Genomic DNA, 24,888 nt, shown 5'->3' on the forward strand with positions numbered 1-24,888 from the left:
GCTACTTCATGAGCGCGGTCACGGCCTGGGCGAACGCGATGGGATCCTCCACGGGGAGGCCCTCCATGAGCATGGCCTGGTCGTAGAGGATGCCGGTGTAGGTCTTCACCTTGTCGTCGTCGCCCGCCACGTGCGCGGCCTTCAGGGTGCCGAACACCGGGTGCTTGGCGTTCACCTCGAGGATCACGTGCAGCTCGGGAGCCTCGTCGCTGCCCACGGCGTTCTCCTTGAACATCTGCGCCATCTTGAGCGAGACGGCGCCCTCGGTGGTCAGCACCACCGGCGCGTCGGTCAGGCGCGTGGACACGACCACCTTCTCGACCTTGCCCTCGAGCGCCTCCTTCATCACGTCGAACAGCGCGGAGTTCTCCGTGGTGGCCTCCTCGGCCTCCTTCTTCTCCTCGTCGGTGGTCAGGCCCAGGTCCTCGCCGCCGACGTTCTTGATCGTGAACACCTTCGGCTCGGCCTCGGCATCGCCCTCGGCGTCCATCGACACGATGTCCTTGCTGGAGTAGGTGCCCAGCGCCATCATGCAGAACTCGTCGACGTTCTGATCGCACAGAAGCACGTCGTAGCCCTTCGCCAGAACCGTGGTCACGATGGGCATCTGCGCGAGGCGCTCGAGCGAGTCGCCTGCGGCGAAGAAGACGGACTCGGCGTCAGCCGGCGCCTGGCTGAGGTACTCGTCGAGCGTGATCATCTTCTTCTGCTTCGCCGAGTAGAACAGCAGGAGGTCGGCCAGCACGTCCTTGGCCATGCCGTAGCTCGAGTACACGCCGTACTTCATGGTGCGGCCGAACTCGCCGAAGAACTTCTCGTACGCCTCGCGGTCGTTGTCGCGCATGTCGGCCAGGTCGGACTTGACCTTCTTCTCGAGGCGGCGCGCGATGGCCTTGAGCTGGCCGTTGTGCTGCAGCGTCTCACGCGAGATGTTCAGCGTGAGGTCAGCCGAGTCGACCACGCCGCGCATGAAGTTGAAGTAGTCGGGCACGAGCTCCTCGCACTTGTCCATGATGAGCACGCCCGAGCTGTACAGCGCGAGGCCCTTCTTGTACTCCTTGGAGTACATGTCGTAGGGCGCGTGGCCCGGCACGAACATGAGCGCGTCATAGGTCAGCGTGCCCTCGGCATGCAGCGAGATGGTGCGCGCCGGGTCCTCGAAGTCGTGGAAGTCGGTCTTGTAGAACTCGTTGTACTCGTCTTGGGAGACGTCAGCCTTCTTGCGCTTCCAGATGGGGATCATGGAGTTGATGGTCTCGACCGCCGTGTAGTTCTCGAACTCGGGCTTGTAGTCATCGGGCGCGTCGGCCGGCTTCGGTTTCATGCGCGACTTCTCAAGCTCCATCTGGATGGGGTAGCGCACGTAGTTGCTGTAGCGCTTGATGAGGTCGGTCAGGCCGTACTCGCTGCAGTAGGTGTCGTAGCGCTCGTCGTCGGTGTTCTCCTTCAGGAACACGACGACGTCCGTGCCGTGCTCGGCGCGCTCGGCGGCCTCGATGGTATAGCCCTCGATGCCGTCAGACTCCCAGGCCCAGGCCTCGTCGCTGCCGTAGGCGCGCGAGACGACGCGCACCTTCGAGCCCACCATGAAGGCGGAGTAGAAGCCCACGCCGAACTGCCCGATGATGTCGACGTCAGCCGTGGGCTCCTCGGCGTTGGCGGTCTTGAACTCGAACGAGTCGGAGTGCGCGATGGTGCCGAGGTTCTTGTCGAGGTCGTCCTTGCTCATGCCGATGCCGTTGTCGGACACGGTGACGGTGCGCGCGTCGGCGTCGAACGCCACGCGGATGGCGAGGTCGGCTCGGTTGATCTCGACGCTCGAGTCCGTGAGGCTCTTGAAGTAGAGCTTGTCGACCGCGTCGGACGCGTTCGAGATGAGCTCGCGCAGGAAGATCTCGCGATTGGTGTAGATGGAGTTGATCATGAGGTCGAGCAGCTTCTTGCTCTCGGTTTTGAACTTGCGCATGGGCATCGTCCTTCTTTCGCTTGCGGGTGGCTGAGGTGTTTTAGCAGTCACAGCCTTCGAGTGCTAAGAAGGAATTCTATAGCGCAGGAAATCTCTGTCAAGCGCCATCAGATTTTCGCCATGTGCCGGACGGCGCTTTGCGCCTCATCCCCTCCGCCGCCTTCCCCTCTCTCCCTTCCTCCACGTCGCCTCTTCTACATCATGCCCTCCGCCCCTTCCTCCCGCCCGCCTCTTCCGCCTCATCCCCTCTGCCGCCTGTTAATCTTTTGTTACGCGTGGCCGACCTGCACCCGCCATGCGTCCACGCGCGCGTTAGAATATGCGGTTACAAAGAGTTGACCGATTAGTACGGGAGATGAGCAACCGTGGAAAAGAAGGACATCGACTGGGGCAACCTCGGCTTCGGCTACATGGAGACGAGCTACAGCTACGTGTGCAACTACAAGGACGGCGCGTGGGAAGAAGGCGGCCTGACCACCGACCACAGCGTCACCGTGAGCGAGTGCGCCGGCATCCTGCACTACTGCCAGGAAGTCTTCGAGGGCCTGAAGGCGTACACCACCGAAGACGGGCGCATCGTGTGCTTCCGCCCCGACCTGAACGCCGCGCGCATGGCCGACTCCGCCAAGCGCCTGGTCATGCCCGAGTTCCCGCAGGACAAGTTCGTCGAGGCCGTGAAGATGGTCGTCGAGGCGAACAAGGAGTGGGTCCCGCCCTTCGGCTCGGGCGCCACGCTGTACGTGCGCCCCTACATGTTCGCGACCGGCGTGGTCATCGGCGTGAAGCCGGCCACCGAGTACCAGTTCCGCATCCTCGTCACCCCGGTGGGCCCCTACTTCAAGGGCGGCAAGGAGGCCATCACCATCACCGTGGCCGACTACGACCGCGCAGCGCCGCGCGGCACCGGCGACATCAAGGCGGGCCTCAACTACGCCATGAGCCTGCACCCCTACGAGGAGGCGCACAAGCGCGGCTACTCCGAGAACCTCTACCTCGACTCCGCCACGCGCACCTACGTGGAGGAGACCGGCGGCGCGAACGTGCTCTTCGTGGACAAGCAGGGCAACCTCGTGGTGCCGCAGTCGCACACGAACTCGATCCTGCCCTCCATCACGCGCCGCTCGCTCGTCACGGTCGCCAAGGACATCCTGGGCATGAGCGTCGTCGAGCGCCCCGTGAAGTTCGAGGAGGTCACCAACGGCGACTTCGTGGAGTGCGGCCTGTGCGGCACTGCGGCCGTCATCTCGCCGGTGGGCCACATCGAAGCTGAGGGCGTCGACGTCACGTTCGTCGACGGCGCCGAAAACGCCGGCCCCGTCATGAGCAAGCTGCGCCGCACCCTGACCGACATCCAGAGCGGCGCCATCGAGGGTCCCGAGGGCTGGATCGTCGAGATCTGCTAGCGCACGAAGCGATCGCAGGAGCGCTCTCATTCGCGTTTGACGCGAGGCTCGCCGTTTGCAGCAAGCCTCGCGTCAAACGCCGGCAAGCGCCCCTCGTCCACGGGCGGTGCGACGCGGCTGCGTCGCACCGCCCGTTCGCTTGCTAGATCCCCAACTCCTCGTAGAGCCCTTCGAGCAAGGATGGGTCTTCCGCGACCTGCTTGAGGTCATCTAGGCGACCGTCGGCAAGCAGCCGCGAGACCAGCTCGCCATAGCGCTTCTCCGCCTCGGCACGTCCCTCGGCACGCCCCTCAGCACGTCCTTCGGCACGCCCTTTGGCACGTCCCTCGGCAAGGCCTTCCTCAATGCCCATCGCAAGCCCTTCCTTGCGGCCCTCGGCACGACCTTCCTTGCGTCCTTCGGCAAGCCCTTCCTTGCGGCCTTCTTCCAGACCCTCTTTACGGTATACGCGCTTCGCCATGCGGACCTGCATGGCGGCGTCTTCTTCGACAGTCATGACTGAGAACACCTGCTCCACCCACCTTCGGTCTCGATTGGCCTCGCTTACCTTGCCGTCGATCATCCTGACCAAAGGGTCAGCGCCGACAACTCCGTCTCTCACGTATTTTAGCAGGCTCCGCAAACGGCTGTCCTCAACGCCTTGGTAGGCCGCCGCGTTCAGCACGACCCAATGCGACCCGCACCCCGAGAGCAGCGACGGATGCTCCACGCACACGCGCTCGAAATCGTAGCGCGGCAGACCGTCCTCATAGGGGTCATCAGTGCAGATAAATATGATGAAACTGTCAGGCAGGAGGTCATAGTCCTCCCCCTTGCGCAAAAGCCCCACGTCGATGACGGACTGGTAGTAGCGGAAGCGCTTGTCGATGCACATGCGGCCGTATGCTTGCATCTCGACGTCGTAGACCGCCTCCTCGCCGACGAGGTAGGCGTCGAGGCGCACCCCGCGCCCGTCGATCGTAGGCTCGATGACTTGCTCGACGTTATGGTACACAACTCGGCCCACCTCAACGCCGAGCACGACTTCCACCACCTCCCGGCACACGGCTTCATCAGACATGACGCGATCGAACATGGGCGCATCTGCGAACGTCAGATTCCTCGTCTCCATCGGGTCCTCCTGCCCTCTCGTTAACATGGGCATATTATAGCGTACTTTTGTACGAAAAACAAACGTTTGTTTGTAAAATGACTACAAGACATCGCGACAAAACAAGGCATAAGAATCTTTTATTGTTCGATAAAGAAAAAGGCTTCGAACTGGGCTTTTGCTCGAAAAAAGACCAGAGCAGAAACCCAAGGCGGCCAGCCTGGACTACCCTGCATCGAAGCAAAGCGCAGAGGGCCCGCCACATGGTGGCGGGCCCTCTGCTGTCAGAGCTCTTGTCGCCGCCCCGAGCGCTTATGCGAGCTCGTAAGCGAACGTGATGTTGTAGAGCTGCACGCCGCCCTTCTTGTACACGCGGATCGACGTGAGGTTCCCGTGCTCGTCGTATTTGAAGTCGTAGTACTTCACCTCGACGTCATCTTGGTAGTAGCGGACCTTCGAGTACTTGCCGCCCGAATACTGGATCACGTACTCGTCACCCGAAAGCTGCACCTCGTCGCCTTCCCACGTGCCCCTCTTGAGCGACACGAGCTTGTTCGCGCCGTCGTAGGTCGGCGCCAGGTACGCGCCAGCGCCCTTTCCGTCCTCGGACAGCTTCAGCGTCTTGGGCACCTTCTGCGCCGTGACGTAGCTGACGTCGACGGCCCACTCGTGCTTGCCCTTCGAGGCTACCGTGTTCAGGTTCTTGTCCTTGTCGTAGGTGAACAGCACCGTGTCGTTCGACGTGGTGTCGTCATGCACGACCGTGAACTTGTTCGCGCCGTAAGCGCTGCCCGAGAGCTTCTCGTTCACGATGGACGTCTCGAAGTCATGGCGCACGACGCCGCGCCCGTCTCCCTCGTCGGCGTACGTCCAGCCGATCACCTTCGACGCCGAGCCGTGCGCGTCGTAGGACAGCTGCACGCGCGAGAGCTCGTTGGTGCTCTTGTAGAAGGTGGCCGTCTTCACGTTGCCCGCGTCGTCGTACTTCCACTCGCACTTCTCCACGAACTTCTCCGTGGGAAGCGGGAAGCGGCAGTCGCTCACGAGCGCCTCGCGCACGTTCAGGAAGAACGGGTTGCCCTCCACGAACGACAGCCCCTCGAGCAGAGCCCCGGACGTGCTCTCGATGGCCGAGTCAGCCTCCGCCGAAGCCGTGCAGTCGGAGAGGGTGGCCTTGGCCAGGCGGTATGCGGGCTCGCTTGCGCCCGCGCCCGCAGCAGCGCCCAAGGCCGCCGCCACCGCGACGCAGCACGCGATCACCGCCACCACGACGGCGGCTCTCGTGCGCGCAAGCTCGCACGGCGTTGCGCCTCGTTCGGCGTGCGTCGTCTTTCCCGACATGAGAGCCCCTACAGGTTCTTCTCGATGGCCGCGATCTCCTTGTTGGCGATCTTGTCGCACGTCTCGCCGCCGCAGGCGTGAGCGTCAGGGCAGGGCGTCTCGCCGTCGATGACGCACTGGCAGTGCATCGGCATCAGGATGAACTTGTACACGAGCGCCGCCAGGACGCCGCCGACGAGCGGGCCGACGGTGTACACCAGGATGGCGTCCCAGCTGAACGCCAGGTTGCCGAAGCCCACCATGTAGCCGACCAGGCGCGGGCCCAGGTCACGCGCGGGGTTCAAGCCGGCGTTGGTGAGCGGGCCCACCGTGCCGATGATGATGGAGACGGTCAGGCCGATGAACAGCGGCGCGAGGTGGCTGTTCGGGCGGCCGGTGTTCTCGGTGGAGGTGAGCGAGAAGATCACGAGCACCAGGATGAACACGCCGAGGCCCTCGGCGCAGGCGCCCACCACGTTGCTCACGATGGCGGCCGAGTTGTTCGGGAACACCTCGCACCAGATGCTCGACGCGGCGTTCTTGGCCATCATGGTCACGCCGTTGTCAGCAAGCCACTTCATGACGGTGTCGGCGAACAGGCCCCACAGCGCCATGGCGGCGACCCACGCGCCCACGAACTGCCCGATGAGGTAGGGGATCAGCTCGCACGCGGGCATGCGCCCGGCGACCACCATGGCCACCGAGACGGCCGGGTTGAAGTGCGCGCCCGAGAAGTGGCGGCACACGTAGATGGCGATGGCGATGGTGATGCCCCACATCAGGCCCACCTGGTAGTTGCCCGTCATGGTGCCGCACAGCGACGTCACCGCCACGGCGCCGATGCCGAAGAAGCACATCATGAACGTGCCGATGAACTCTCCGGTGATGAGTTTCAAAGTCTTGTTCTTCATCATTGATCCTTACTTTTCTGCTTCCTGCATGAGGTTCGTTTCGATCAGAAGGGAGTCCTCCACCAAGACCAGCGGAAGGAGCCTCCCCAGGTTGCGATAGAAGTCGGTTTGCGCGCAGCTGACGACCGAGGCGCTCATCGCGCCCACCCACGGACGCACGTAGCGTGCGAAGAAGTCGCTGGCGAGCCGCGCGAGCTCGTCGGCGCGCGCCGCAGCAGCGTCCCCGCCCGCAGCGTCCCCGTCCGCAGCGGCAGCCTCGCCCGCCAGCGCCGCGTCGCGCAGCACGGCGAACAGAAACTCGCACATCGTCGCCAGGTGGTCGCCCGGCTGCTTGCGGCTCTCCGCGAGCACGAGCCCGAAGCGCTCGTAGGCCCGCTCGACGGCTACCGTGCTCGCGCCGCCCAGACGGCGCTCGCCGTCGAGGTAGTACGACGCGTACGGAGGCGCGAGCATCTCGAACGCCCCTATGAACAGCGACGTGTAGTCGCGCTCAAGCTCGAGGCCCTCCGCGCGCTCGGCGGCTGCAGCCGCCTCGAGCGCCAGCGCGTGCTCGTCCGCCTCGTCGGTGAACAGCCCCGCCAGCTCGCGCGCGCACGCGGCAAGCTCAGGGGCGCCCGCGCCGTCGGCCGGGTAGCGCAGCAGGCGCGCCGTCAGGCGAAGCACCGTGGCTTGGCAGATTAGCTCCTCTTCGGTCATCAGCATGCGGCGCACCCTAGAACTTCCCCACGTAGTACACGTTGGGGCTGGTCCCGTACTCGGGATGGCTCACCGACACGTCGGAGTCGGCCAGGGCCTTCGCGATGTCGGACTCGGGGTCCTCCACGTCGCCCCAGATGCGCGCGCCCGCCGGGCACATGTGCACGCAGTAGGGGTCATCGCCCGCGTCGATCAGGTGCTTGCAGAAGTTGCACTTCTCGGACTTGCCCGCGTCCATGAGGAGCGACTCGCTCGTCACCTTGAAGTTGCCGTACGGGACCGGCGCGCCGGACTCCTTCGCCACCTCGGCGCCCGAGGACGTGCAGCCCTCGATCAGCTCGTCGGTCGACGCGAACTCGTCGAACGCCTTCGGGTCGCGCATCATGGTGAAGCCGTAGGGGCACGCCGCCACGCACGCGCCGCAGCCGATGCAGGCCGCGTCGTCGTGGATGGTGAGCCCGTCTACCTTCTTCTGCGCCCCCACCGGGCACGCCGCCACGCAGGCCGCGTTGTCGCAGTGGTTGCACATCGTGGGGATGTAGCGGTACGTCACCTTCGGGAACGTCCCCGACATCACCGTCTCGTGACGCGAGTAGAAATGCCCCTCGCCCACGGTGTTCTCGATCTTGCACGCGATCTGGCAGGCGCTGCAGCCAACGCATTTGCCCAGGTCGATGAGCATTGCATACTTGGTCATATGCCTACCTCGCCTTCTTGATCGCAACGCGCGTGACGCCGCCGTGACGCGCGGTCGAGGAGCTCAGGCGCTCCCACTCGGCCGGCAGGATCTCGTTGTTGTTGCCGCCGCGGGGCTTGGCGTGCTCGAAGTCAACCGCAGCCACGTGCCCGTAGGCCCAGTGCCCCTGGCCGTAGCACTTCACCACCACGCCGGGGCGCGTGCCCTCCCAGCCCTTCGCGTGCACCGTGATCGAGCCGCTCGGAGAAGTCACCACGATCTCGTCGCCGTCCTTCAAGCCGAGTTTTCTCATGTCGGACGGGTTGACCTTGAGGACGTCATCCCACGCCTCGTCACCGGGATCGGAATCCTTGAACTCCTGGTACCACGTGAGGTTGGCGCTGCGGCCCTCGCGGTTCAGGCGCGAGCGGTGCTCGCTGAACACGAACGGGAAGTCGCCCTCGTCGCCGTGGCGCAGCGGCTCCTCGTAGTGCGGCACGAAGCACAGGCCGTCGCGTGCCTGGTAGTTGCACGCCTCCATGAGGGAGTTCACGTCGGTCTTGTAGCTGTTGCAGTGCTCGAGCAGGATCTCGCGCAGCGTCTCGCTGTAGAACTCGAACTTGCCCGTGTGCGTGCCGAAGTCCTTGTAGTGCTTCTTGTAGGTCATGCGGTCGGAGTTCCACACGCCGTTCTTCAGGAAGTCGGACCACTTCTTGATGTCGTCGCCGCCGGCCGCCGCGGACGGGTCCCACGCGGGCTGCGTGAAGCGGCGCACCACCGACTGGCCGAACTCCTCGGCGTTGGTGGGACGGTTGCCGCCGTAGGCGTCGTGGCATTCGATGGAGTAATAGTCGTAGAGCTTGCTCCAGCCCTTATCGCGCAGCTTCTCGGCGAGCGCCCACGCGATCTCCGTCTCGTCGTTCCTCGCCTCGAACAGCGTCTCGACGCACGGCTGCTCGACGCTCAGGTAGCCGTAGAGGTTCTGCTTGTTCTTCACGAAGCCCCACGCCTCGAACATATGGTGCTTCGCGGGGAGCACGATGTCGGCGAACTGGCTCATCTCGGAGGCGTTCGTGGTGATGTGCACGAAGAACTCGAGCTTGGGCAGCGCCTCCTCCCAGCGCTGGGCGCCGGTGCAGGAGTACGCCCAGTTGTTCCAGTACGAGATCATCATCTTGATCTGGTACGGCTCACCCGAGATGATGGCGTCGGCGACGCGGTTGGTGTTCTGGTTGTGGCCGGACTCGCCCTTCTCGATGGACACGAAGTCGAAGTTCTGGCGCTGGTCGGCCTTGGCCTTCTTCAGGCCCTTCTTCGCCTTGGAGTCCTTGTAGGCGTACATGTCGGCCAGATGCCCCGTGGAGATGCTCGGGCTGCGCATCACGCCGCCCTCGGCCTCGTAGGAGCCCACCAGGCCGTTCAGCGCAAAGCACGCCATGCCCGTGTAGGCGCCGCGCGCCGTCATGCACACGCCCGGCGAGATCCACGAGATGGCCTTGTTCTTCTGCGTGGCGAACGCGCGCGCCACCTCCACGATGGTCTCCGCGTCGATGCCGGTTATCTCGGCCGCCCACTCAGGAGTCTTGTCGTGCAGCTCCAGGTTCCACCAGCGGCAAATGCCGTGGGTGTACTTCTCGTCGAACCAGTACTCGTTCGACGAGCTGGGGCCGCCCGGATACACCTGGTTGCCGCCGCGGTACTTCCCGTAGACCTCCCACAGGTTCTCGTCAAGCGGCTCGCCGCTGCCGAAGTAGTTGAAGCCGTCCTCGAAGTCGCCCACGAACTCCTTGTTCCACAGGCCCTCCTTGAGGATGACGTGCGCCATGGCCGAGGCCAGCGCGCCGTCGGTGCCCGGGATGATGGGCAGCCACTTGTCGGCCTTGGCGGCCGTGGCGGACAGGCGCGGGTCGACCACGATGATCTTGGCGTTCGCATGCATCTTGTCGAACTGGCTGATCGCGTTGGAGATCTGGCGGTTCGACGATATGGGGTCGGCGCCCCACATGATGACGTACTTCGTGTGGAGCATGTCGTAGTCGTGGTAGTCCCAGTATCCGCAGAGCGCGCCGGTGGCCAGCTTCTCAGCCTCGGCGCAGATGGACGAGTGGGAGAAGCGGTTCGGCGTGCCGTAGATCTCGGGCAGCGCCTTGTGGAAGACGTCGGCGATGCCGGTGGAGCGGCCCTTCGCCACGGCGAGCTTGTGAGCCTCGCCGTTGTCGCGCAGCTCGAGCAGCTTGTCCGCGATCTCGTCGAGCGCCTCGTCCCAGCTGACGGGGACGAAGCCCGGGTCGATGCCGCGGCCCTTCTCGGGGTTCGTGCGGCGCATGGGGTATTTCACGCGATCGGGGTCGTATTGCTGCTGGAGCGCCAGCAAGGCGTTAGGGCACACGCAGCCATGGTTGCCCTTGGCGTTGGGGTTGCCCTCGACCTTGGTGGCGCGGCCGTCCTGCACGTACACGCGCACGGCGCAGTTCGACGTGCAGCCCTGGCAGCTCGACATCACCCATTTGCCCGAGCCCTTGGAGGAGCCCGAGCTGGAGCTCACGTCCTCCACGGCACCGGGCGCCTCGGCGAACGCTGCCAAGGGCTGCGCGGCCAGCGCAGCCGCGCCGCAGGTGGCGGCGGATAGTTTCAAAAACGTACGACGATCCATGAGGTGAAAGTCCCCTCCTTTCTCTCTTCTTGCTTTCCTCAACCTGCTTTGAGGCCGCCCTCGCGAGGCGGCTCTGGGGCGCGTTAGCAGCAGCCGCAGCCGCAGCCGCCGTCCTCGTCGTCGCCGGTGTCGTACGGAATGTTGCCGCAGCCGGGGAACGGGCCGTAGTGGACCGAGCGGTCGCCCTCGATGGCAAACGCCGCGCCGAAGCGCGTGTTCTCCACCATGGCGCACGAGTTGCCGCACACGTCGAGCGGCACGTCCTTCATGAAGCGATGGTGGTCGTCAAGGTCGAAGTAGTCGGGCATGCCGGGGATGGTGCCAAGGTAGGTGGCCTTCTGGTTGTACTGCTCGCAGAGGTCCTCGAGCTGCGCGGGCAGCTTGAACGCGCGCACGGTGCGCGAGAAGAACGTGGCGCCCTCGACCTTGGCGGCCAGCTCGGCGTCGTCGACGTGCTTTACGCGCGAGGCGGTGTAGCGGAAGTCATCCCAGCCCACGCGGCGCATGAGACGGCGGAAGTCCTCGATGTACATCGCGCCGCCGATGCATTCCCCGCGCAGGACGGGATCGTTCTGCTGGGCCTCGGTCATGCGGCGGTCGACGAAGATGTCGGAGAAGTACAGCTCGCCGCCCTCCTTCAGCACGCGCCAAACCTCGGAGAACACCTGCTCCTTGAACGGGGAGAGGTTGATGACGCAGTTGGAGATGACCACGTCGATGGAGTCATCGGCGATGCCGAGCGCGGCGAGGTCCTCGATGTAGCCGCACTTGAACTCCACGTTGCTGGCGGCGTACCCGTATGCGCGCGCCACCTCGTCTTGGTACTTGCGGCCGACCTCGAGCTGGCTCTCGGTCATGTCCACGCCGATCACGCGACCCTTCTCGCCAACCAGCTTCGACAGCACGAACACGTCGCGGCCCGTGCCGCAGCCCAGGTCGAGCACCGTGCAGCCCTCGATCATCGGCGGAATGGGGCTTCCGCATCCGTAGAAGCGCTCGTTCACCTCAGCAGGCAGGCCGTCGATGATGTCCTGGACCTCCTGCGAGGCCGACGAGCACGAGCACACGCTCGTCTTCAGGTCGCCGGACGACTGAAGAGCGCTGTAGTACTCCTTGACCTTCTCGCGAATGTCTTCACTCATGCGCAAATCCTTCCTTCCTAGTCTTCGCCGCTCACCTGCAACCCTTGGCAATCCCCCCTTATATGCTTTATTTGATTGATTGCGGCCTATTACTATTGGTTTAAGTCCAATAGCAGTTTCAAATTGTAAAGTTTTACACGAAAATTACAAGAGGTGTGCCAAAATTAGTGCTTGACTGCTAATAGATTATGTCTTATATTGAGGACGGTCTGAAACACACAGGAGAGCGGTCGGCAGCAACCCCCCAAGTTGCCGGCCGCTCTCCTGTGTCATGAGACGGGAACGCCCGCGCACCGTGCGCGTGCAGGCGCCTTCTTCGGCCTCCCTTGCGGGCTTCTTGCGGGGCTTCGTTCGCGCGCCGTGTGCGGGCAGGCGCCTTCTTCACGCGAACGCGCCTCGCATCGCGCGCAACCGCACTTCCGCACGCACGGCCTTTCGCATGAGCGCGCCGCGTCAAGCCCGCAAACTCGCTCTCAGTACTTTATTCATTGTGGAATTCCGTATATAATTCATCGCAAATCAATCCTCTGGGGAAACGAGGCGCCATGAACCCTGCCCTTGCCGAGCTGCCCGTCATCCGACCCATCACCGACCTGCGCACGCAGCTCAACAGCGTGTGCGAGCAGGCAACCGAGACGTGGAAGCCCGTGGTGCTCACCAAGAACGGCGCGCCCTCCTACGTCCTGATGGACAGCGCCGCATACGAGGCCGCCGAGCGCAACAACCGCCGCTACCTCGCCCTGCGCGAGGCGGAGATCGAGGAGCGCTACCGCCCGCAGTCCATGTCCAAGGAGGAGTCGGACGCCAAGATGCGCGAGATCTTCGCGCTGTGGGGCATCGACTATGCTTGACATAGCCTGGCGCCCGCGCGCCCACCTTGACCGCGAGTCCATCGCCATCTTCCTGGCCGTCGAGCGCAGCTCGCCGCAGGCCGCCCTCGCCGCCATGCAGAGCATCGACGCAGCGCTTGACATGGCGCGCCGCTTCCCCGACGCAGGCGGGCACTTCCACCACGACAACCTTGAGCACGATTACCGCACCGTCCTGGCGAATCCCTATACCGTCTTCTACCGCTTCGACGAAGCCACGCTCACGGTGTACCGCATCCTCCACCAGCGCCAAGACATAGACGCCTACTCTCTCGTCGAGTTCTGACGCGCATCGCGCAGGGCGGCTCTTGCGGCAGGGCGGTCCTTGCAGCAGAGCGCTCCTTGCAGCAGCACGGCTCTTGCAGCCGAGCGGTTCTCCCTGGCTCCCGGCCCTCTTCTCTATGCTAGGCTCAGTCAGCTCATTTATGCTAGACTTAGTCAACTAGTTATTTGAAGCAAGCCAATCGGAGATCAAGGACAGCTTTATGGACTACGCCGCCTACTATCGCAAAGCCGAGGGGGACTACCTCGCCTACTACGCCGCCATCGCCCAGACCCAGGGGCGCGACCCCCAGGCGACCGCCCGCACGCGCGACGCCGACGGCACCATCCCCGAGGAAGCCCGCCCGCTGCTCTACAACGTGTCGGCCGAGATCAAGAACACGTTCCACGAGTTCGGCGCTCCCCTGCCGCCGCTTCTGGAAGGCTGCACCGTGCTCGACCTGTGCTGCGGAAGCGGCCGCGACACCTACCTGGCCGCCCAGCTCGTCGGCGCGCAGGGCAAGGTCATCGGCGTCGAGCCGGTAGCCGCGCGCCTCGCCGTCGCGCAGAAGTACCTCGCGCAGGAGATCAAGCAGTTCGGCTACGACGAGTGCAACGTCGAGCTGGTGAACGCCGCGCCCGAGGACCTCTCGTTCGTCGCCGACGGGTCGGTCGACGTGGTCATCTCCAACTGCACGTTCAACCTGTCGCCGGACAAGGAGCGCTACATCGCCGAGGTCAAGCGCGTGCTGAAGGACGGCGGCGAGTGGTACTTCACCGACGTGTTCTGCGACCGCCGCATCCCACAGGCAACGTCCGACCAGGTGGAGAACGTCGCCATGCGCCTGGGCGGCGCCCTGTTCATCGAGGACTTCCGCCGTCTGGCGCAAGCTGCCGGATTCCACGACCCGCGCTACCTCATGACGTGGCAGACGCCTGTCTCGCCCGACGAGGCCGCCGTCTACCCCGGCATCGCGTTCGCCACCATCACGAGCCGCCTCATCAACTCCGAGCTCACGTCCGACCACTGCGAGGACTACGGCGAGGAGGTCACCTACGACGGCTCGCTGCCCGGCTACCCTGAGTTCTTCCTGTACGACAAGGACATCAAGCTCCCCGCCGGAAAGGCGTGCCCCACGTGCGACAACGTTTCGGTGCTGCCGCTTGCCACGCGCTACGCGAAAGTCATCAGCGTCACCGGCTCGCGCGACGTGCACTACGGCGACATTCGCGGCGACCGCATCATCAAGTGCGCGCCCGACTTCGACGGCGTGGTGGACGAGGACGACCAGCCCATCCAGGTCAGCTGCTGCTAGCGAAGGCGCCGGGGGGCGCCCGGAGCCCGGAGCCCGGAGCCCGGAAGAGCATGCTCGAGGAGCAGCCGGCACCCCGCCTCTCCCCCGGCGTGCGAGGCGCCCGTCAGAGCAGGCGGGCGCCTCGCACGCTATAATGCTGCAAGCCAACTTACGACGAGGAGACAGAACTCTCAATGGAACCCATCAGATTCATGGTCGTCAGCGGATTTCTGGGCGCTGGCAAGACCACCACGATGATCGCCCTGGCCGAGCACATGAACCGCACCTACGGCGAGACGGCCATCATCGCCAACGACCTGGGTGCGAACCTGGTCGACACCAACCTCACGCAGACGAGCGGCTGCACTGTGGCCGAGATCGCGTCAGGCTGCATCTGCTACCAGATGGACAACACCATCGACCAGATCAGGCGCCTGCGCGACAAGGACGGCGCCGTGTTCGTCATGAGCGACATCCCCGGCTGCGGCGTGGGCGCGCTCGACCACGTGTACCACACGCTCGCCGACGCGCATGCCGACGAGTTCGTGCTGTCGCCGTTCACGGTGATCGTCGACCCCGAGCGCCTGCGCATGATCATGCCCGAGAAGGCCGACATCAACCTGCCCGAGGAGCTCGTCTACCTGCTGAAGCTCCAGCTGGAGGAAGCCGACCTCGTGGTGCTCAACAAATGTGACCTGCTCACCGACGCGGACATCGCACGCTACGTGGACTTCCTCACAACCGCCGTGCCCGACATCCCCGTGCTCACCATCTCCGCGCGCGAGAAGGCGGGCATCGAGGAGCTGGCGAAGTACCTCACCACGCACGAGACGGAGCTCAAGAACTTCTCCGTGCGCAACAACCACGAGTTCGAGCAGGCCGAGGCGAAGCTCACCTGGTACAACCGCCGCGTGTTCTTCAAGACGAACTCCGGCGAGAAGATCGACATGAACGCCGTGGTGGACGACCTCATCGAGGAGATCCGCATGGGGCTCATCGAGCGCAAGCGCAACGTGCCGCACCTCAAGACGTTCGCCACCTCGGGCAACGGCGACTTCAACAAGGCGTCGCTCATCGGCGTGGACTACGACACCGAATACGAGCAGGAGTTCCTGCGCGGCCACAAGAACATGCGCATGATCATCAACGCGCGCGCCGTGTGCGAGTCGCGCCCGATGGCGCGCATCGTGGACGACGCCGTGGACGAGGTCTGCGACCGCTACGACCTCGACTGCCAGGTGTTCTTCACCGAGTGCTTCGGCATGGCCGACGAGGGGCGCTAGGGCGCGAAGCTGAGGGCACGCATCCTCGCCGCCACCCAGGCGCCTGGCGCCGCACGGACCCAAGCGAGACCGACCGAGAGACGAGCTGGAACGAGTCATGACAGAAGAGAAGAACCATACTGAAGGCGTAGAAGGCGCCGAAGGGACGCCCGCCGCGAACGCGAAGGGCACGCAAGGCGCGCAGGGCGCGAGCTCGGGCGCGAACGCGCCGCGGGAGGCCGCAGGCGCGCAGGGCGCCGGGCGCGACGTGGCGCATGCGTCGCTCGTGCCCTCGCTCGACGCCTCCCAGATCCCCGACGCGGAGCTCTCCATCCACGACCAGGTGCGCGAGTACTACGGGCGCATCCTGGCCGGCTCCGACGACCTCAAGACCAACGCGTGCTGCTGCACCACCGACGCGCCGCCGAAGTACGTGCGCGACGTGATGCCCGAGATCGCCGACGAGATCATGGAGCGCTTCTACGGCTGCGGCAGCCCCATCCCGCCCGCGCTCGAGGGCTGCACGGTGGTCGATCTGGGCTGCGGCGTGGGCCGCGACGTGTACGTCCTGTCGAAGCTCGTGGGCGAGACGGGGCGCGTGATCGGCGTGGACATGACGCCCGCCCAGCTCGACGTGGCGCGCGCCTACCAGGACGAGCAGGCCGCGCGCTTCGGCTTCGCGCGCTCCAACGTGGAGTTCAAGTGCGGCTACATCGAGGACCTCGCCGAGCTCGGCATCGAGGACGGCACGGTCGATCTGGTGGTGTCCAACTGCGTCATCAACCTCACGCCGTTCAAGGAGCAGGTGTTCTCCGAGGTCTACCGCGTGCTCAAGCCCGGCGGCGAGCTGTACTTCTCCGACGTGTTCTGCGACCGCCGCATGCCGCCCGAGCTGCGCGACGACCCCGTCCTGCGCGGCGAGTGCCTCGGCGGCGCCATCTACCTCGACGACTTCCGCCGCATGATGGCGCGCCAGGGCTGGGCGAGCTACCTCTACACCGTGATCGACGACATCCACGTGAGCGACCTGGCCCTCGAGACGAAGCTCGGCTTCATGGGCTTCACCTCGCGCACCGTGCGCGCCATCAAGGCCACGGGGCTCGAGGACGCCCACGAGAGCTACGGGCAGACCGCGCGCTACAAGGGCACCATCCCCGAGATGCCGCGCTACTTCGACCTCACCGACGAGATCCGTCTCATCAAGGGACGCGACGTGGCCATCAGCGGGAACATGGCCGAGATGATCGCCCAGTCGCGCTACGGCGCGCACTTCGACATCCGCCCGCGCGGGGCGCACCGCGGCGCGTTCGACTACCAGCGCGCCCAGGACGCCGTGGCCGCGCGGAGCGGCAAGAAGGCCGTCGACCTCGCGTACGTGGACGAGGCGCTCGCGCGCATCGGCGAGCCGAGCTTCGAGGAGCGCGTCAACTCCGCGCAGGTGCTCACCGCGCCCGCCACGCCCTCCCTCGCCACCATGCAGGTCAACATCACGTACGCCTGCAACCTGGCATGCCGCCACTGCTACCTGGAGTGCTCGCCGAGAAACCGCGAGGCCATGAGCCGCGAGACGCTGCAGGCGTGCCTCGACGCGTTCGACGCCGGCGGCTTCAAGGTCATGGACATCACCGGCGGCTCGCCCGAGCTGCACCCCGACTTCAGCTGGTTTCTGGCCGAGGCGGCGCGGCGCGCGCAGGCCGCGGGCGAGCACGTCATCGTGCGCTCGAACCTCACGCTGCTCGACCAGCCCGAATACGCGCACTTCATCGACGAGTACGCCGCCGCGGGCGCGCACGTGACGGCCTCCATACCCTACTACAGCCCCGAGACGGCCGACGCCCAGCGCGGCCGCGGCGTGTTCGAGCGCGCCATGCGCGTGATCCGCCGGCTCAACGAGCGCGGCTACGGCTCCGCCGCAGGCGGGCTGCCGCTCGACCTGGTGTACAACGTGAGCGGCCCCTTCCTGCCGCCCCCGCAGGACATGCTGGCCGACCTCTACCGCGAGGAGCTCGCGCGCCGCGAGGGCATCGAGTTCAACGACCTGTTCGCGTTCAACAACTACCCGCTCGGCCGCTTCGCGCACGACCTGCTCGACGCCAACATGTTCGACTCCTACCTCAAGCTTCTGGTGGAGAACTTCAACGCGCTCGCGGTGCAGCGCATGATGTGCCGCGACCAGGTGAACGTCGACGTGGACGGCCGCCTGTACGACTGCGAGGTGAACCACGTGCTCGGGCTGCCCATCCAGCTGCCCGCGAACGCGGACGAGCCTGACGGCGCGACGCGCGACGCGCGCGTGGAGGACCTGGCGAAAGGCGGGCTGCCCGAGCGCTCGCTGCGCACGCACCCCGTGTGCTACAGCTGCTCAGCCGGCTTCGGAAGCAGCTGCGGCGGCTCCCTCGTGCACGAGTACAGCGCCGACTAGCGGCTTCAGACAGCTCGAACGACTCAGGTGCCGCCAGCAGCCGGGTTTCGGGAAAGCCGACGCTCCTCGTATTCCAAAACAGAATCGCCGATTCGACTCCTACGTGCGGTTTTGCGGAGATGGCAGGATTTGCGCGTCTGGCATAAGTCGCGCCGGGCTTTCAGAATGGGCATAGAGGAAAGGCGCTCAAGCGCAGCTTGGGAATGCGGCTTGGGCGCCTGAGCTCACCCTGTTTGAGCGAGGAGGCTGGCGATGGAGCTGAAGCAGTACAAGCACGGTGCTTTTCCCACCTGGACGCTGAAGGGGATCCTGGGGGATCCCCTTCCCGCTATAGACCCTGTTTACCATGAGGCAGTGGCGGAGTTCTTCGCTCCGAGCAACCGCTACGACGTCGCCGCCTATTTCCTCGCGCAAGCCTTCAACCTCGACGAATTCGCTATGGCGCGCGCCCTTCCCGGCACGCCTGCCGAGGTTGCCGAAAAGACCGGCTTCGACGAGGGCTTCGTCAAGGAGACCCTCGAGCGCCTGGTCGGACAAGGCAAGATCACCAAGACCCCGCAGATGTACGTAAAGCTCACCCCCGTTTCGGCGATCTACTGGGATTACATCATCTTCGCGATCGACAACAACGGCATTGCCATCGAGGGAGAGACCGAGAAGCTCGTCAAGCTGTGCAGGTCCTTGGCGAAAGACCCCGACATGTACACGCCCGACAAGCCGATGGTGCAGTTTCCCATGCGCTGCATCCCCAAAGGAAAGGCGATCAAAGGCGTGCCAACGCACCAGCTCCCACCGAGGAAGACGTAGAGCGCGTGCTGGCCGACATCGAGAGCCGCAACGTGATCCTGATCGGGTCGAACTCCCGATTGGGAGGCAACATCTGCGCATGCGATTTCGCCACCTGCTATCCCAACGGCAGGTTCCAAGCTTGGGCCAACAAGCCGAGTCGATTCAAGCCCGTCACCGACGCCGACAAGTGCGCGAAGTGCGCGAAGTGCGCGGAGCTGTGCCAGCTTGGCGCCATATCCATGGACGAAGACGACCTCCCTCAAGTTGATCCGGAGAAGTGCCTCGGCTGCGGGAACTGCGTGGTCTTCTGCGAGAGCGAGGCCAAGGAGATGGAGCTCGTCCATCCTGTCGAGTGGATCCCGGACGGCGACGTTCACCTGTTCACCCCGATGGCCCCGCGATAGGCTGCTGCGCATCGATTGTTGACAAGGTGGGACATGGGTGATTTCCACTGCCCCGTGGGGGCTCCGATGATAACCGGCGAAGGCTGCATTAACTGCAAGATGTGCCTTGCCGTAACCAAAGAGGAAATGGTTGCGGCCACGAAGATCGTGGGCGAGTACATTCGCTCCGAATCCGCGCTTCGCCACAGAGAGAAGGCCATCAAGAAGATCTCCGTCTGCGGGAAGGGCAGTGCCGGAAAGAGCACGGTAACCGCCCTGCTCGCGCTGAGCTTGTGCCGTCTTGGCTACAAGCCCCTCGTCATAGACACCGACGACTCGAACGAGGGCACGGCTTGCAAGCTCGGGATCGAGGAGCAGCCGCTGCCCCTGATGGATGCGTCGAGTCGTTTCGGCATGGACCCGCACGCCGATATGTCGTGGCTCTCGAAGGATCCGCTGTACATAGAGGAGATCCCTGCGGCCTACGTGGCTGAAGCCGACGGCGTGAGGTTCATGCGCATCGGCAAGATAGAGAACCCCTTCTAGGGATGCTCCTGCGATTTGGGGGAGATCGTCAAGCGCCTGATGCAGAACATCGAGCTTCGCGAAGGCGAGATGGTCATAGCCGATCAGGACGCCGGAACGGAAAGCTTCGGCCGTGGCGTTGAGCAGGGAAGCGACACCGTGCTCATAGTGACCGAACCTTCGCGCGACTTGCTTCTGCTGGCAGAGCGCATGAAATACCTGTCTGAGGGCATAGGGATGCGTCGAATTCGCGTCATCTTGAACAAGGTGAGCGGAAAGAAACAGCTCAAGTACATGAGGTCGCATCTTAACGACAGGGACATTCGATGGTTGGGGGCGCTGGGCCCCAGCGAAGGCGTCGCCCTTGCCAACCTGATGGGTGAGTCGCTTTCTGCCACCGAGCTCCAGGAAGAGATGGACAGGATCGTCCGGCTTATGCTCGATGAAGCCGAGATGAGCTACAGCAAGTAAGAACAACGGAAGGGATGCGAGATGTGCTGCGATCAAGACCATGGACATGACCATGACCATTGCCACGACAATGCGCAGGATTCGGCTGCCGCAAGCCAGGACGAGCGAATCCTGATGCTGCTCGAGCATCTGCACCACCATAACGGCGACCACGCCAAGGAGCTTGCCGAGTATCAAGGCGCCATAGGCGACGAGCGTGCCGTCGAGCATCTTCGTGAGAGCGTTGAGCTGATGGAGCACGCAAATGCGCGCTTGCTAGAGACCATCGAGATCTTAAGGGGGCGCGTCTAGCATGTGCCTTGCGTCTGTGTACGTAGAGAAAGGCTCGCCTGCCGCTCGCGAGCTTGTCATGGATAAAACCCAGAGCATCGAATGCGCAGATGGGCGCCTGGTTTGCAGAAGCCTGTTCGGCGAGCGCGTGGAGGTGGAGGGATCCGTGCGGCTGATCGACTTCTCAAACTCGTTGGTGCTAGTTTCGGCTGAGGCTTAGCTTTCCTTCGAGCAGTGGCGCAGCCTTTCCGAGTCCTTGGGACCCGATCCACCGACAACGCCCTCTTTCCATCCTGGGCACCGACAACGCCCTTTTCGCATCCACAATTTTGAAAAGCTGGATGCAAAATGCCCGTTGTCGGCGATTCGAGCCCCGAAAACCACCGACAACGGCGCTTTCGCATCCACTTTCCCCGAGAAATCGCCGATAACGGCCTTGTTTCATCCAGAATCACCTGGGAGGTGGATGGAAAAGCGCCGTTGTCGGTAACGTTGTCGACAATCGACAAGCGAGGCGGCGAGCGGGCCGCGGGCGAAAGGCGGGGAGACGGGCAGGCCGGCGAAGGTCGTCGAGCGGAAGGTCGGCCTGACGCATGCTTGAGGAGTTTTCTCGTTGCCTTCCGCTCTGTCAACGAATATGACATCCGTTTAAGCTAATGACATTGGCCCCTGGCCCCGGACTTCAAGGAGCACGGGTCCGGCGGGGTCAGACCGCAGGAATCGCGACCGTCCAGGCCCCGCCTGGCGCAGGTCCGTCCCGCAAACCCGCTCCGCCGCCCTGCGCCAGGCGGGGCTTACACGAGCGTCCTGAGCGAGGCGGCGACGCGTCGGCGCATGCGCAGGGCGCCTCTGCCCGCTCGGCGACGCAGGTGCACGGTGCCCTCGCTCCCCTGCAGAGACGCCGCCACGGTCGCCGCCACCACGACGGCTGCGCCGAGCATGCCCGCGCCGCCGAGCGTCTCGCCGAGCACCGCGGCGGAGACGGCTGCGGTGAACACCGGCTCGGAGCACAGGATGGCCGAGACGATCGTCGGCGGCACGCGCACGAGCGCCACGTTCTGCAGGGCCATGGGGAGGCAGGTGCCGACGCAGGCGAGGAGCAGGATCGCCGCGGTGCTATGCGCGGGCATCTCGGCGAGCACGGGGAGCGGCTCGGTTGCCGCAGCCGCCGCCAGCGAGGCCGCGAACGTGACGGCCATCTGCGCGGCCGCCAGCGCCAAGGGGTCAACCTCGCGCGCGCCGTTGCGGGTGAGCACCAGCATCAGGGCGAACGACGCCGAGCTCACCAGCCCGAGCAGCTCCCCCGCGCCGAACCGCGCGCCGCCCTCGCCGCAGCACAGCAGGTAGAGCCCTGCCACGGCGACCACCTGGAGGAGCACCGTCGACCTCCCGTAGCGCTCGCCTGCGAGCACGAGCGCGAAGAGCGGCGCGAACATCATGGGCAGCGACACGAAGAAGCCAGCGCTCGTCGCAGTCGTGAGGTCCACCGCAAGGCTGCAGGCGAGGTACGTGCCCGCCATGGCCGCGCCCGACGGGAGCCACGCCGAGACGCGCGCCTGACGCAGCGATCGCAGGACGCGCGGCCCAGCCACGACCATGAGCACCGCGAGGGCGATGCCGAACCGCAGCGCCATGCACCACAGCGGCGTTATGCCCTCGTACGCGACCTTCATCACCACGTTCCCCGCCCCGTAGATCGCGGCCTCCGCCACCACGAGGGCGATGTAGCGCCCGTTTCCTCCAAGCACCTGAGCAGCCTCCTTTTCCTTCCGCACGGTTTCAGCTTCCCAACAAGGCCTCCACATGATAGGGAACTTTCAGATAAAATAAAATCTTGAGTATGTTATAGATATACAAGGAATTCTTATATACGAGACGCCAGCGCGGCGCGGCAACGCGCGGCGCGATGGCGGAACGCGCGACGCGGCGAAACAGAGCGCACGAGACGCGGCGCGGCAAAGCGGAACACGCGAGACGCGGCGCGGCAGCGCGAGCCACGGAGAGCCAGGACGAAGCGAGGCGAGGCGCGATGGACCAGAAGTACGAGGCGTTCATGAAGGCCGCCGAGGCGGGGAGCTTCAAGGGCGCCGCCGACCTGCTCGGATACACCCAGGCAGGCATCAGCTACCTGATCTCGTCCCTTGAGAAGGAGATGGGGACGACCCTGTTTCTGCGCGACCACGCCGGCGCGCGCCTCACCGCCGACGGCCAGACGCTCCTCCCCTGGATCCAGGACGTCTACAACAGCGAGCTCGCCCTGCAGTCGAAGCTCGGGGAGATGCGCGACCTCGAGACGGGAACCGTGCGCATCGCCGCCTCGGCCAGCGTGTCCATCCACTGGCTGCCCGGGATCTTCGAGCAGTTCATGGCCCGCTACCCGCGCATAAAGCTGGAGGTCGCGTGCTTCGAGGACCAGGAGGACATGGAGGATCGCGTGCGCGCCGGGGAGCACGACTGCTGCTTCCTCATCGAGCCCTCGCGGCGCGGCTTCTTCACGATCCCGCTCATGCTCGACCCGCTCTACATCGTGGTGCCGCCGAGCCACCCGCTCGCGCATGAGCAGCGCTTCCCCTCCGAGGCGCTCGCGCGCGAGCCCTACGTCAAGGTGCGCAACGACTCCTACACCGAGATCGACGCGCTGTTCGAGCGCCACGGCGTAGCCCCGCGCACGCGCCTCGAGATGGACAACGACTTCGCCGTCATGGGCATGGTGGAGAAAGGGCTCGGCTACGGCGTGTTTCCCCAGCTCATCCTGAAGGACAATCCCTTCGACCTCGCGCTCGTGGAGCCCGAGTTCCCCTCGCCGCGCACGATAGCGCTCGCCGTCCGCGCCTATGCGAAGGCGTCGTTCGCCACGCGCGCGTTCATAGAGGCCACCCGCCGCTGGATCAGCGACAACGCCGGGGCAACGGGGGCAACGGGAGCGTGACGACCTCGTGGTGAGCGTGTGTCCATTGTGTTCAGTTTCCAAACGGCCTCCGTTTGCCCGTATATTGGATGGCGAAAGCACCACGGCACGCCCCGGAAAGACACGCGCATGAGAAACCTCCTCGACAGCCCCTTCTGCAAGCCCTTCGCGCCCATGCCGCGCCGCATCGGCGCGGATTCGCCCGCGCAAGCCGCCGCCAAGTAGAGCCTGCGCATGTTCGGCATCGTGACGGCGCACCTCTCGAAGGTGAGCGAGGAGGAGAAGGCCCGCTACCACGCGGTGTACTGCGGGCTGTGCCGCGCGCTCAAGGAGCGCTACGGGCAGGCGAGCCGCGCCGTGCTCACCTACGACCTCACCTTCTTCATCCTGCTGACGAACTCGCTCCACGAGCCGCCCGAGGAGCGCGGCGAGGAGCACTGCGTCACGCACCCCGTGAAGAAGATGCCCTACGCGCGCTCCGTCTGGACCGACTACGCCGCCGACCTCGCCGTGGCCCTCGCCTACCACAAGTGCCTCGACGACGTGCGCGACGAGGGCGCGCCACGCGCACGCGCCGGGGCCGCGCTGCTCTCGGGCGCCTACGCGAAGGCGCGCGGGCGCATCCCCGCGCAGTGCGCGGCCATCGAGCGCTCCATGGCCGAGATCGCGCGCATCGAGGCCGCGGTCACCGCAGGCAGCGCGCCCGACGCGGCCGCCGGAAAGCTGAGCCCTGCGCCAGAAGCAGCCTCTGGCAAGCCGGGCCCTGCGCCGGAAGCAGCCATCGCCGAGCCGAGCCCTGCGCCGGATCCCGCCCCCGCCTTCGCGCCCGACGCGGCGGCCGCCGCGTTCGGCGAGCTGCTCGGCGAGCTCTTCGCACATGAGCAGGGCATCTGGGCCGCCCCCATGCGCACGCTCGGCGACGAGCTCGGCCGCTTCATCTACCTCATGGACGCCGCCGTCGACTACGCCGACGACGCGCGCACCGGCTCGTACAACCCGCTCGTGCTCCTGGGGATGCCGCCGGAAAATATGAAGACTTTGCTCTCCGTGCTCATCGGCAACGCCGCCGCCACCTTCGAGAAGTTACCCTTAGTGCAGGACACGCACCTCATGCGCAGCGTCCTGTACTCGGGCGTCTGGCAGAAGTTCAACGAGACCTACGGTGGCGAGGACGAGGGCAAGGCCGAGAGCGCAAGCGAAGCCGCAGGCACGAGCACGGGCAGCCGCGCGCACGAGGACAAGGCCGAGAAAGAGCACCATGACTGAGAACCCCTACGACATACTGGGAGTTTCCCGCGACGCTTCGATGGACGAGGTGAAGAGGGCGTACCGCAAGAAGGCGCGCGAGAACCACCCCGACCTCAACCCCGGCGACCCCGACGCAGCCGCGCGCATGAACAAGGTCAACGAGGCGTACGACCGCATCACCAACCCCGAGAAGTACGCCCAGGAGGACGCCCGCCGACGCGCTGCCGCAGGCGGGGCGCCCTACGCGCCGGGCTACGGCTACGGAAGCCCCTTCGGCGGCGCGGGCGGCAGCACGGGCGCGGGCGGCAGCGCGAGCGCGGGCGGCGCC

Annotated in this window: 24 protein-coding genes; 15 read left to right on the forward strand and 9 right to left on the reverse strand. The window is 65.1% G+C overall.

All coding sequences use genetic code 11. From position 1 onward, the window contains the following. Window position 1 precedes the first annotated feature (1 nt). On the reverse strand, window positions 2–1,966 hold the full coding sequence (gene htpG, locus HRL41_RS02135; RefSeq protein ID WP_172135314.1) for a molecular chaperone HtpG: 1,965 nt from the start codon (window positions 1,964–1,966) through the stop codon (window positions 2–4). A gap of 365 nt (window positions 1,967–2,331) precedes the next feature. On the opposite strand from htpG, the gene HRL41_RS02140 reads away from it, so the two are divergent. Further along, window positions 2,332–3,369 (forward strand): branched-chain amino acid aminotransferase, encoded by a 1,038-nt coding sequence (locus tag HRL41_RS02140; protein ID WP_172135315.1) that lies wholly within the window; start codon window positions 2,332–2,334, stop codon window positions 3,367–3,369. A gap of 142 nt (window positions 3,370–3,511) precedes the next feature. Here the strand turns inward: HRL41_RS02140 and HRL41_RS02145 are convergent, their stop codons facing one another. From HRL41_RS02145 to HRL41_RS02175, 7 genes are all read right to left on the reverse strand, one after another. Then, window positions 3,512–4,444: an Rpn family recombination-promoting nuclease/putative transposase gene (locus tag HRL41_RS02145; protein ID WP_172135316.1), complete on the reverse strand. Its 933-nt coding sequence runs from the start codon at window positions 4,442–4,444 to the stop codon at window positions 3,512–3,514. A gap of 327 nt (window positions 4,445–4,771) precedes the next feature. Then, window positions 4,772–5,800 carry a hypothetical protein gene (locus tag HRL41_RS02150; protein WP_172135317.1) on the reverse strand — a complete coding sequence of 343 codons (1,029 nt, stop codon included), beginning with the start codon at window positions 5,798–5,800 and terminating at the stop codon, window positions 4,772–4,774. An 8-nt stretch (window positions 5,801–5,808) separates the two neighbouring features. After that, a complete protein-coding gene (locus tag HRL41_RS02155) occupies window positions 5,809–6,690 on the reverse strand; it encodes an MIP/aquaporin family protein (RefSeq protein ID WP_216662462.1) in 882 nt (293 codons plus the stop codon). Between the two features lie 9 nt (window positions 6,691–6,699). Continuing rightward, window positions 6,700–7,392, reverse strand: a complete 693-nt coding sequence (locus HRL41_RS02160) for a molecular chaperone (RefSeq protein ID WP_172135319.1) — start codon at window positions 7,390–7,392, stop codon at window positions 6,700–6,702. A 10-nt stretch (window positions 7,393–7,402) separates the two neighbouring features. Then, on the reverse strand, window positions 7,403–8,083 hold the full coding sequence (locus HRL41_RS02165; protein WP_172135320.1) for a 4Fe-4S dicluster domain-containing protein: 681 nt from the start codon (window positions 8,081–8,083) through the stop codon (window positions 7,403–7,405). 4 nt (window positions 8,084–8,087) lie between these two features. Further along, window positions 8,088–10,715, reverse strand: coding sequence for a molybdopterin-dependent oxidoreductase (locus HRL41_RS02170; protein WP_172135321.1), 2,628 nt, complete (start codon window positions 10,713–10,715; stop codon window positions 8,088–8,090). Between the two features lie 83 nt (window positions 10,716–10,798). Continuing rightward, complete coding sequence (locus HRL41_RS02175; RefSeq protein WP_172135322.1) at window positions 10,799–11,857, reverse strand: methyltransferase domain-containing protein; 1,059 nt, start codon at window positions 11,855–11,857, stop codon at window positions 10,799–10,801. 545 nt (window positions 11,858–12,402) lie between these two features. Between HRL41_RS02175 and HRL41_RS02180 the strand changes: the two genes are divergently transcribed. The 11 genes from HRL41_RS02180 to HRL41_RS12395 all read left to right on the forward strand — a co-directional run bounded on the left by HRL41_RS02180 (window position 12,403) and on the right by HRL41_RS12395 (window position 20,624). Then, window positions 12,403–12,708, forward strand: a complete 306-nt coding sequence (locus HRL41_RS02180) for a type II toxin-antitoxin system Phd/YefM family antitoxin (protein WP_172135323.1) — start codon at window positions 12,403–12,405, stop codon at window positions 12,706–12,708. Next, window positions 12,701–13,012, forward strand: coding sequence for a type II toxin-antitoxin system RelE/ParE family toxin (locus tag HRL41_RS02185; RefSeq protein WP_172135324.1), 312 nt, complete (start codon window positions 12,701–12,703; stop codon window positions 13,010–13,012). The genes HRL41_RS02180 and HRL41_RS02185 overlap by 8 nt, the downstream gene beginning before the upstream one ends. Before the next feature lie 199 nt (window positions 13,013–13,211). Continuing rightward, on the forward strand, window positions 13,212–14,303 hold the full coding sequence (locus tag HRL41_RS02190; protein ID WP_172135325.1) for a methyltransferase domain-containing protein: 1,092 nt from the start codon (window positions 13,212–13,214) through the stop codon (window positions 14,301–14,303). A gap of 173 nt (window positions 14,304–14,476) precedes the next feature. Further along, complete coding sequence (locus HRL41_RS02195; protein ID WP_172135326.1) at window positions 14,477–15,565, forward strand: GTP-binding protein; 1,089 nt, start codon at window positions 14,477–14,479, stop codon at window positions 15,563–15,565. A gap of 97 nt (window positions 15,566–15,662) precedes the next feature. After that, the gene (gene arsS, locus HRL41_RS02200; RefSeq protein ID WP_216662463.1) at window positions 15,663–17,966 is read left to right on the forward strand and encodes an arsenosugar biosynthesis radical SAM (seleno)protein ArsS; all 2,304 of its coding nucleotides are present in this window, start codon (window positions 15,663–15,665) and stop codon (window positions 17,964–17,966) included. Between the two features lie 252 nt (window positions 17,967–18,218). Beyond that, window positions 18,219–18,773: a hypothetical protein gene (locus HRL41_RS02205; RefSeq protein ID WP_172135327.1), complete on the forward strand. Its 555-nt coding sequence runs from the start codon at window positions 18,219–18,221 to the stop codon at window positions 18,771–18,773. Between the two features lie 5 nt (window positions 18,774–18,778). Beyond that, on the forward strand, window positions 18,779–19,159 hold the full coding sequence (locus tag HRL41_RS02210; protein WP_172135328.1) for a 4Fe-4S binding protein: 381 nt from the start codon (window positions 18,779–18,781) through the stop codon (window positions 19,157–19,159). Window positions 19,160–19,192: 33 nt separating this feature from the next. Beyond that, window positions 19,193–19,684, forward strand: coding sequence for a hypothetical protein (locus HRL41_RS02215; RefSeq protein WP_172135329.1), 492 nt, complete (start codon window positions 19,193–19,195; stop codon window positions 19,682–19,684). A gap of 15 nt (window positions 19,685–19,699) precedes the next feature. Further along, complete coding sequence (locus HRL41_RS02220; RefSeq protein WP_172135330.1) at window positions 19,700–20,134, forward strand: hypothetical protein; 435 nt, start codon at window positions 19,700–19,702, stop codon at window positions 20,132–20,134. 21 nt (window positions 20,135–20,155) lie between these two features. After that, window positions 20,156–20,425 carry a hypothetical protein gene (locus HRL41_RS02225; RefSeq protein WP_172135331.1) on the forward strand — a complete coding sequence of 90 codons (270 nt, stop codon included), beginning with the start codon at window positions 20,156–20,158 and terminating at the stop codon, window positions 20,423–20,425. Between the two features lies 1 nt (window position 20,426). After that, window positions 20,427–20,624, forward strand: a complete 198-nt coding sequence (locus HRL41_RS12395) for a CooT family nickel-binding protein (RefSeq protein WP_172135332.1) — start codon at window positions 20,427–20,429, stop codon at window positions 20,622–20,624. A 574-nt stretch (window positions 20,625–21,198) separates the two neighbouring features. Here the strand turns inward: HRL41_RS12395 and HRL41_RS02235 are convergent. Then, a complete protein-coding gene (locus HRL41_RS02235) occupies window positions 21,199–22,152 on the reverse strand; it encodes a DMT family transporter (protein WP_371808780.1) in 954 nt (317 codons plus the stop codon). Between the two features lie 281 nt (window positions 22,153–22,433). Between HRL41_RS02235 and HRL41_RS02240 the strand changes: the two genes are divergently transcribed. From HRL41_RS02240 to HRL41_RS02250, 3 genes are all read left to right on the forward strand, one after another. Further along, window positions 22,434–23,333: a LysR family transcriptional regulator gene (locus HRL41_RS02240; protein ID WP_172135334.1), complete on the forward strand. Its 900-nt coding sequence runs from the start codon at window positions 22,434–22,436 to the stop codon at window positions 23,331–23,333. A gap of 213 nt (window positions 23,334–23,546) precedes the next feature. Further along, window positions 23,547–24,578 (forward strand): DUF5685 family protein, encoded by a 1,032-nt coding sequence (locus HRL41_RS02245; RefSeq protein WP_216662464.1) that lies wholly within the window; start codon window positions 23,547–23,549, stop codon window positions 24,576–24,578. Then, a partial coding sequence (locus HRL41_RS02250; protein WP_172135335.1) for a DnaJ domain-containing protein occupies window positions 24,571–24,888 on the forward strand: 318 nt, incomplete at its 3' end. The genes HRL41_RS02245 and HRL41_RS02250, both read left to right, overlap by 8 nt.

Origin of the sequence: Adlercreutzia sp. ZJ473 (assembly GCF_013185065.1) — a bacterium.
GTDB lineage: Bacteria > Actinomycetota > Coriobacteriia > Coriobacteriales > Eggerthellaceae > CAAEEV01.